Here is an 8,693-nt window from a genome sequence, read left to right on the forward strand (position 1 = left end):
ATTTTAGCAATCCTTACCTTACAGTAATTGAAACTTATATATACCTTTTGGCTGAAATTCATAAACTGTTTCTATTTAAGAAAGTATATAAAAATAAGCAAAATAATGATCGGAATATTTATTTAATGTTTTATATACCTTTTGATAGATTACGTTTGATAGCTGAAAAAATCATAGATTGAACTAGGGATACCTACTCTTCAAGTCGATATTATTAAAAATCACTGGTGTACAAGATGCAAAATGTAGATAAAATTAACTTTAAACTCACTGATGAATTAGCAGTTTTGCGGCAGCGTGTAGCTGAGTTAGAGCAATCAGAGATATTTTATCAACAAAAGCAAACAGCGCTTGAGGAACAATTAACAAAACTCAAAATCAAGCTGTTAGAAGCGGTAGAAGTCAAAAATCCTCATCTTAAAGTTGCTGATTGGGAGATTGAGAAGGAAACCTCTGTAAATCTCAATTTGCCAACAGATATGACAGTAATTTTAGAGCAACTCCAACAAGAAATCGCAGTGCGACAGCAGATAGAAGTAGTTCTAAAAGAGAGTGAAGAACGGCTGAGACTAGCTCTAGATGTATCCCAAATGGGCTTGTGGGATTGGAATCTTGTTACCAATAAAGTTATCTGGTCGGAAAATTATGAACTGCTTTTTGGTCTACTTCCAAGTAGTTTTGACAACCCTTATGAGACGTTTCAAAAGTGCGTTCATCCTGAAGATAGCCAATCTGTAATGCAAGCGATCGCTCACGCTTTGGCACAAAAGACTGACTACAATGATGAATTTCGTATAGTTCGCTCAGACAAAAGCACGCATTGGATTTATGCCAAGGGAAAATTTATCTATAACGCCCAAGGGCAAGCGGTGCGAATGATCGGCGTTTGTATGGAAACTACTGTGTGTCAGCAGGCAAAAGAAAGTACTCGCGAACTCACAACACAAGTCCAAGAACAGGCAAATATTTTAAATGCTATCCTAACTGCCTCAGTCGATCATATTTATATTTTTAATCGCCAAGGTTGTTATCAGTATGTCAGCCGCGATGGAGCAACTATATTAGGTTTAAATCCCGAAGAGATTATCGGTAAAAGTTTGCCAGAAATGGATTTACCCGCAGATTTAATAACGCAGGTAGATAATCAACGACAAGCTGTCATGAAAACTGGGCAGCCGATTAAGGATGAGTGTAAATATTTTACTGCCGATGGGTTGCATTATTATGAGTACATCCTCACACCATTACGAAATTATCACCAAAGTATTGAAGGTGTAATCACTGTTGCTCGCGATATTACCGAACATAAACGGGCAGAGAAATCATTACGTGAAAGCGAAGCACGATTTCGGCGTTTGTTTGAATCTAATCTGATTGGGGTCGCTTTTTGGACTGTGGATGGTTTCATTATTGATGCCAATGATGCCTTTCTGCAACTAGCTGGCTACACTCGTGATGAGTTTGCTACTTTAGGTAGATTTGATTGGAGAGAACTTACTCCAGTTGAGTATCAGCATTTAGACGATCGCGCCCTTTTGGAGGTGCAAACCACTGGAGTTTCCAAAATTTTCGAGAAAGAGTACATCCACCGCAACGGTAAGCGAGTACCAATTGTTTTGGGAATGGCTTTGCTAAATGACTCCCAAGACAACGGTGTTGCTTTTGTACTGGACATAACCAATCGCAAATTAGCTGAAAAAGAATGCGATCGCCTACTCGATTGCGAAAAGACAGCACGCCAACAAGCAGAAATCGCCAACAAAGTTAAAGATGAATTTCTGGCGGTTCTCTCCCATGAACTGCGAACCCCACTCAACTCCATTCTCGGATGGTCAAAAATGCTGCGGACTCGCAAGTTTGATGAAAAAACTACTCACCACGCCTTAGAAACCATTGAACGCAACGCTAAGTTACAAACCCAGCTAATTGAAGATTTGTTGGATGTGTCGCGCATCCTGCAAGGAAAATTAAACTTGAATATCTGTCCAGTCAGCTTGGTAATGGTAGTTGAAGCAGCACTAGAAACAGTAAAACTAGCAGCACAAGCCAAGTCAATTCAAATTAAAACCGTATTTGATGCCAATTTGGGACAAGTGATGGGCGACTCAAATCGACTGCAACAAGTTGTGTGGAACTTGCTTTCAAATGCGGTAAAATTTACACCAACAGGAGGACGAGTAGAAATTCGACTCATGGAAGCTGGTAATCAGGCTCAAATTCAGGTCAGCGATACAGGTAAGGGAATTAGCCTAGACTTTTTGCCTTATGTATTCGATTACTTTCGCCAAGCTGATGGCACAACTACACGGACATTTGGCGGACTCGGTTTAGGACTAGCGATCGTGCGTAAGGTTGTAGAAATGCATGGGGGAAATGTTCAAGCTGAAAGTCTTGGAGAAGGATTGGGTGCAAGCTTCACTGTCGAGTTACCGCTTTTGCTTAGAAGCGAACAGTTTCGGGGTGAAGAGAATCACTCTTCAAATTTTGAGCCTGAGTCATTGCTGCTTGCGAACACTCAAGTTTTGGTAGTGGATGATGAACCAGATATTCGCGATTTACTTACCTTTATTTTGCAAGATTACGGTGTGCAAGTAACCGCCGTATCATCAGCACAGGAAGCACTACAAGCACTGTCTGAGTCGATACCACATGTTTTAATTAGCGATATTGGAATGCCAAAAACAGACGGTTATATGCTGATACAGGAAGTGCGATCGCGATCGCCCCAACAAGGAGGAAACGTACCAGCGATCGCTCTGACAGCTTATGCAGGGGAAATGAATCAGCAGCAAGCATTAGCCGCAGGATTTCAAATGCATATCTCCAAACCAGTAGATCCAGATGTATTGGTGAAAGCGATCGCTGATTTGATTGAACCAAGTTGATACTAAATCCTGAATCATTTGCCCTCACCCTAAATCCCTCTCCCAAGCTTGGGAGAGGGACTTTGAAATTCGCTCCCCTTCTCCCAAAATTGGGAGAAGGGGTTGGGGGATGAGGGCAAATTTGGCGACAATACAGTTCAGAATGAGCAACAAAACCCAGATTGTAGAGACGCGATAAATCGCGTCTTGAAAGACCAATCGCATTGTCAGGCGAAACAATCGCATTGTCAGTCAAAACAATCGCATTGTCAGGCGAAACAATCGCATTGTTAGGCGAAACAATCGCATTGTAAGTCAAAACAATCGCATTGTCAGGCGAAACAATCGCATTGTCAGCCCTCAAAACGCGATCGCTCAGGAACACTACTAAAGGTACTAGTTATCCCTTTGAGAATCGCTATAAGATGACTAAAAGGGTCTTCTAGGTTTGGATGAAAATGACTGAGCAACGTGATGCTGACTTACCATCAACTGATTCTCAGCAATTGAGCGAACCGACCGACAAAACGATTACCAAGTCGGTCGATAACTCTTGGACAAATCAGATTGCTGGTGTCTGGAGCAAAGCAACAACACGTCTAACGCAACTCCTACCCGTAGAACAACTGGCACAGACAGTTGTCGAATGGTTTAGTGTGAGCGATACTCAGGTTGCAGAGATTTTAGAGAAAATCCGAGCCGAACTGCCAACCACAGAAGCTCTCTTAATTGGTAAACCCCAAGCCGGAAAAAGTTCCATTGTCCGGGGATTGACGGGAGTTTCTGCTGAAATTGTCGGTCAAGGATTTCGCCCACACACGCAACACACCCAGCGCTATGCCTATCCTTCCAATGACCTGCCGTTACTGATTTTTACTGATACAGTGGGGCTGGGAGATGTCAAAAAAGATACTCAAAAAATTGTTCAGGAGTTAGTTGGCGATTTACAACAGGAAACTCGTTCCGCTAGAATTCTGCTTTTGACGGTTAAAATCAATGATTTTGCAACTGACACGCTACGACAAATTGCTCAACAGCTGCGTCAGAAGTATCCAGACATTCCCTGTCTGCTGGTAGTGACTTGCTTGCACGAAGTTTATCCTGGCGATACCGTCGATCATCCCACCTATCCGCCAGATTATCAGGAAATCAATCGTGCATTTGCCGCCATGCAACAAGCTTTCGCCAAAATAACAGATCGCTCTGTACTCATTGACTTTACCTTAGAAGAAGATGGCTACACTCCGGTATTTTATGGCTTAGAAGCACTGCGAGATTCCTTGGCAGAACTACTCCCACAAGCAGAAGCCCAGGCGATTTATCAGCTATTAGATCGAGAAGAATCTGGGAAACAACTTGGCAACCTTTACCGAGATGCTGCGCGCCGTTACATTTTGCCATTTGCGATTATGTCTGCAACTCTAGCGGCTGTACCTCTGCCATTTACCACAATGCCCGTACTCACTGCCTTGCAAGTATCAATGGTGGGTCTATTGGGTAAATTATATGGGCAAACAGTTACGCCATCTCAGGCGGGAGGAGTTGTGAGTGCGATCGCAGGTGGTTTTTTAGCACAGGCAATTGCGCGGGAGTTAATTAAATTTATCCCAGGTATTGGGAGTGCGATCGCCGCCTCTTGGGCAGCTGCCTATACTTGGGCGCTAGGCGAAGCAGCCTGCGTTTACTTTGGTGATTTAATGGGAGGTAAGAAACCAGATCGAGAGAAAATTCAGCTGGTGATGCAAGAAGCATTTCAGGCGGCGCAAGAACGGTTTAAGGGAATCAAACCTTAGGAGTAATTATTGGGGTTTTCCACAAGTAGACCTTTACTTGCTGCGGCTGCATTCAACTCGGAATCAGCAGATACAAATGTCACCAGAGGTAAACTGTTAGCTATGCAGAGGGCATTTACTGCACGACCAACCCCTAGCTGAACTGCATCGTAGGCTCGTAACCCGTATGCTTCAGCTAATACCACTGTACTTGCCAATCCAGTTATGATGACCTTTGGTGATGAATTTACCGACCACATCATCACGCTTGATAGCCTTATTTGAATCCTCTTCTTGGGTATCAAAGTTACAAACGATGATGCTGTAGTTGACTGTGGCGCTTTCAGATTTAGAGCTAGAGTTGTAAATGCCGCCACCCTTGCCAGACTCTTCTCCACCAGAACTGAGTTCGATCCCGAAAGCTTTATTGTGCCTGATAATGCTGTTGCCTACTGTTAAGCTGGCATTATTGTAGATGCCAGCGCCAAAGTGTGCTTGATTGCCAGTTATACTGCTATAACTTACCTTAAGGATGCCTAAGCCATCGTATGTAATAGTAGCGAAATAATCAGTGCCTTTAATAGATTCCACCATCTTGCCAAAGTCTTGGTCGGCATCATTGTAGATGCCACCGCCGGCTTTCCCTGCCGTATTGTCATTAATGCTGCTATAACTCACAGTAACAATACCTAATGTATTGTACCTACTCAAATCGCTAAAGCCAGGGTAAGAGATGGCGAACTCGTTAAAGCTAGAGTTGTAGATACCGCCACCGTAGTCCAAGGCATAGTTATCATTGATAGTGCTGTAAGTGACTGATAGGGTGCCATTATTGTAGATGCCGCCTCCAGTGGATGCAGAATTATCACTGATAGTGCTATTGATAACCGTAAGGTTGCCATAAGCTACACTATCAGGTTGTCTGTAGCCAGGGTAGGTAAAACCTCCGTTATAGATACCGCCGCCGCCTTTGAGTGCTGTGTTGTCACTAATGGTGCTTTGAGTTACAGTTATAATACCAAAATTATTGATACCACCGCCGTCTGCTCCTGCCGAATTGCCACTAATGATGCTGTTAGTTACAGTTATAGTGCTGGAGGTGGAATTAGGATACTCATTGATGACAGAATTATAGTTATAGATACCGCCGCCGTCTGTCCCTGCCGAATTGCCACGAATGATGCTGTTAGTTACAGTTATAGTGCTAAATAAGCCAGTAGTATCTACGATAGCGCCGGTAGTATCATAGCTCCCGTCGCCGCTGGCGCTATCATAGATCCCACCGCCGTTGCCTTTGAGTGCCGAGTTACCAGTAATGGTGCTATCACTCACAGTTATAGTGCCAACTGGGTTCCTGCCAAAGATTGAGTTGTAGTCGCCAATATAGAAGCCGCCGCCGTTAGAACTTGCCGAGTTGTCACTAATGCTGCTGTTACTCACTGATAAAGTTAGGGTGCTACTAGGCGAGGCATTGATGTAGTAGATGCCGCCGCCATCCTCTGCTGTATTGCCACTGATGATGCTGTAGTTCACGGTTGTTATAGTAGTGGCATTGCTATAGCTGATTTCGATGCCACCACCGTAGTTGTTGAATCTGGCGCTGCCGTCTGCGGTGTTTCCAGTGATGGTGCTGTGGTTCACGGTCAGGCTGCCAGTGCTTTCGATGCCGCCGCCTCCGGCTGCTGTGTTGTCAGTGATGGTGCTATAGTTCACGGTCAGGCTGCTAGTGTTGTAAATGCCGCCGCCGCCATACTCTGCTGTGTTGCCAGTGATGGTGCTGTTGTTCACTGTAAGGCTGCCAGTGTTGCGAATGCCGCCGCCCTCGCCGACGAGGTGTTTGGTGTCGATGTCTGTTATGTTGCTATAGTTGCCATTATAGATGATGGTTTCGGGGTAGATGTCTGTTGGGTTGGCCTTTGCTGTGTTGCCAGTTATGATGCTATTGCTTAAGGTAAGGATGCCTTCATTGGAGATAGCACCGCCTCCTTCGGCATTTTTGTAGCTATTGATAATAGTCAACCCATTGATTGCAGATGTTACACCACTGCCAATGTCAAAAACACGGTCAGCACTATTATCACTAATAGTTAGTAGGTTCGGATTTGTGCTTTCAATGGTAAGGTTATCTGTGATATTCAGACCACTACCAGTCAGACTGATGGTATGAGCCAACCCATCAGTAAACAGTCCACCAAAATTGATGATGTCTTTTCCTGTCAGGGTATTGGCATCTAGAACTGCCTGCCGCAGTGAACCTGCACCACTGTTCTTGGTATTAGTAACGGTAAATATAGACATTGATCCGACTCCAATTTTTTTCTGTTGTATAAAAATTGATATCAATATTCATGTTGATACTACTACGAGTCTGCAACAATTTTTTCTGCTCAACATTATTGGACTTTTTTTTCAAGGTATGAAAATTATAGCGATCTACTGAGATCGCTTCACAAAATCTATACAACGACTCTAAAAATTTGAGACATGAATTCTACCTAAGCCTCAATGTCTCCTTTCTCCTACACCTTCTCCTTTGGTGCTGGCACAATGCCAAACTTATTTAAACCTACATCGATTTCTCTAAGTACTTTAAAATCTTCCTCTGGTAAAGGATAGTTGCTACTACTGGACAAATTCCCACTGATAGCAGGCTGCTTTTCCAAAAAAGAGAAAGCTTGGCGAAACTGATGCGGTTCGGCTTGAATCGGTGAATCAAAGTGGCAGGAAATAATCCACTGGAAGTCCCAACTTGCAACTTTATCAGCCCAGTTAATGGTTTCCTTCGGTGCGCGGTTGAGAATCAGTGTCTGTAAAATTGGTGCGACAAACAAACGCCCATTCCCTCGTAGGGCATCAAACGATCGCTGCCAATCTGACTGCCATTTAAAGGGATACAATCCAAAATAAGCTTTCCTTGAGCGTTCTGGGGCTTTTAAGGAATCTTGTAACACCTGACTCCATCGGCGTATATCTAATGCCTTTGGTTGAAAGTACAAAGCAAACAGACAGATGCGCTGCCAACCCTTACGGCGATTTACCTGACTATCTACAACAAGATCAAAAGCATAATCCTTAGCATGGAATAATAAAGGATATGGATCTAAGAGAACGATCGCAGGTGGATCTTCTGGGATCGAAAGCACAGAATCTGTGACTAAAAGAGTATGCGATCTCTTGTGGAAAAAAGCAACTTCCGCAAATCTGCCAGGGCCAAGGCCGATGGGGCCTAGCATTGCATAATCAAACTCCTCAGCAAAGGGTGTTTTACTGCTATCTTCTGGAAGTAGTTGAGTTCGTTTTGGGGGTAAGCCAAGCCAGCTAAGGGGAAGATTTAGCGGGAAACTCCACTGATGGGGAGCCACAAACACCTGTGCAGTTGGAAAATATCTCGCGAAGGGGCCAACGAAAACTTTGTGTTCTATACCAGAGATTGTTGGCAGGATGATGTACTTAATGTTGCCATGCTTTACCACCAACTCATTCACAAGTCTCATACACTCTGGCGTTGGTGCAACAGGCGCATAGACGAGAAGACCCCCGGTTTCCAGCTTTACAACAGTCATCCGAATCGGTACAACAACGTAGAAAATGCCCTGAATCTGGTCAAAATTCCAGATTGTGTCTTTAAGCACTTCTTGACGAATTGTCTGCCGCCTACCATAGGGGTAGAGTGGCACAACAGGCCATAGTCTCCAGGAAAAATCCTTTGGATAAATCTGTTGTGTATTGACTATGCGTTCATCAGCCACTCTGCAACCCCCTTCAAATTCCCAATACTCAAATTATTTTTATTTGCTCTCCACGAAGTTGGAGTTTAGCAAATTGTTGAGATAATAATACCAATTTGTAATTCGTAATACTCGCCAAAGGTAAGAAGTAAGCTACGTAATTAGTAATTCGTAATCTTCGGGCTACGGTGTACATACAAATTTCTTGACCTGCAATGGCATTGCATCGACTAACAATGGCATTGCATCGACTAACAATGGCATTGCATCGACTGACAATGGCATTGCATCGACTAACAATGGCATTGCATCGACTAACAATGGCATTG

Annotated in this window: 5 protein-coding genes; 2 read left to right on the forward strand and 3 right to left on the reverse strand. The window is 43.7% G+C overall.

From position 1 onward, the window contains the following. The first annotated feature begins 236 nt into the window (after positions 1 to 236). Together ACFE93_RS08645 and ACFE93_RS08650 are read left to right on the forward strand one after the other, a co-directional pair. Positions 237 to 2,885 (forward strand): PAS domain S-box protein, encoded by a 2,649-nt coding sequence (locus tag ACFE93_RS08645; protein WP_375472918.1) that lies wholly within the window; start codon positions 237 to 239, stop codon positions 2,883 to 2,885. 437 nt (positions 2,886 to 3,322) lie between these two features. After that, entirely contained in the window at positions 3,323 to 4,657 is a 1,335-nt protein-coding gene (locus ACFE93_RS08650) for a GTPase family protein (RefSeq protein ID WP_375472919.1), read from the forward strand. Here the strand turns inward: ACFE93_RS08650 and ACFE93_RS08655 are convergent. The 3 genes from ACFE93_RS08655 to ACFE93_RS08665 all read right to left on the reverse strand — a co-directional run bounded on the left by ACFE93_RS08655 (position 4,654) and on the right by ACFE93_RS08665 (position 8,385). Then, the gene (locus ACFE93_RS08655) at positions 4,654 to 4,842 is read right to left on the reverse strand and encodes a hypothetical protein (RefSeq protein ID WP_375472920.1); all 189 of its coding nucleotides are present in this window, start codon (positions 4,840 to 4,842) and stop codon (positions 4,654 to 4,656) included. The genes ACFE93_RS08650 and ACFE93_RS08655 overlap by 4 nt on opposite strands. Continuing rightward, positions 4,829 to 6,934 carry a beta strand repeat-containing protein gene (locus ACFE93_RS08660; protein WP_375472921.1) on the reverse strand — a complete coding sequence of 702 codons (2,106 nt, stop codon included), beginning with the start codon at positions 6,932 to 6,934 and terminating at the stop codon, positions 4,829 to 4,831. Before ACFE93_RS08660 ends, ACFE93_RS08655 begins: the two co-directional genes overlap by 14 nt. Before the next feature lie 221 nt (positions 6,935 to 7,155). Continuing rightward, positions 7,156 to 8,385, reverse strand: a complete 1,230-nt coding sequence (locus ACFE93_RS08665; RefSeq protein ID WP_375472922.1) for a DUF4336 domain-containing protein — start codon at positions 8,383 to 8,385, stop codon at positions 7,156 to 7,158. Between the last annotated feature and the right edge of the window lie 308 nt (positions 8,386 to 8,693).

The sequence above is a fragment of the uncultured Nostoc sp. genome (assembly GCF_964247315.1).
Lineage (GTDB): Bacteria > Cyanobacteriota > Cyanobacteriia > Cyanobacteriales > Nostocaceae > Nostoc.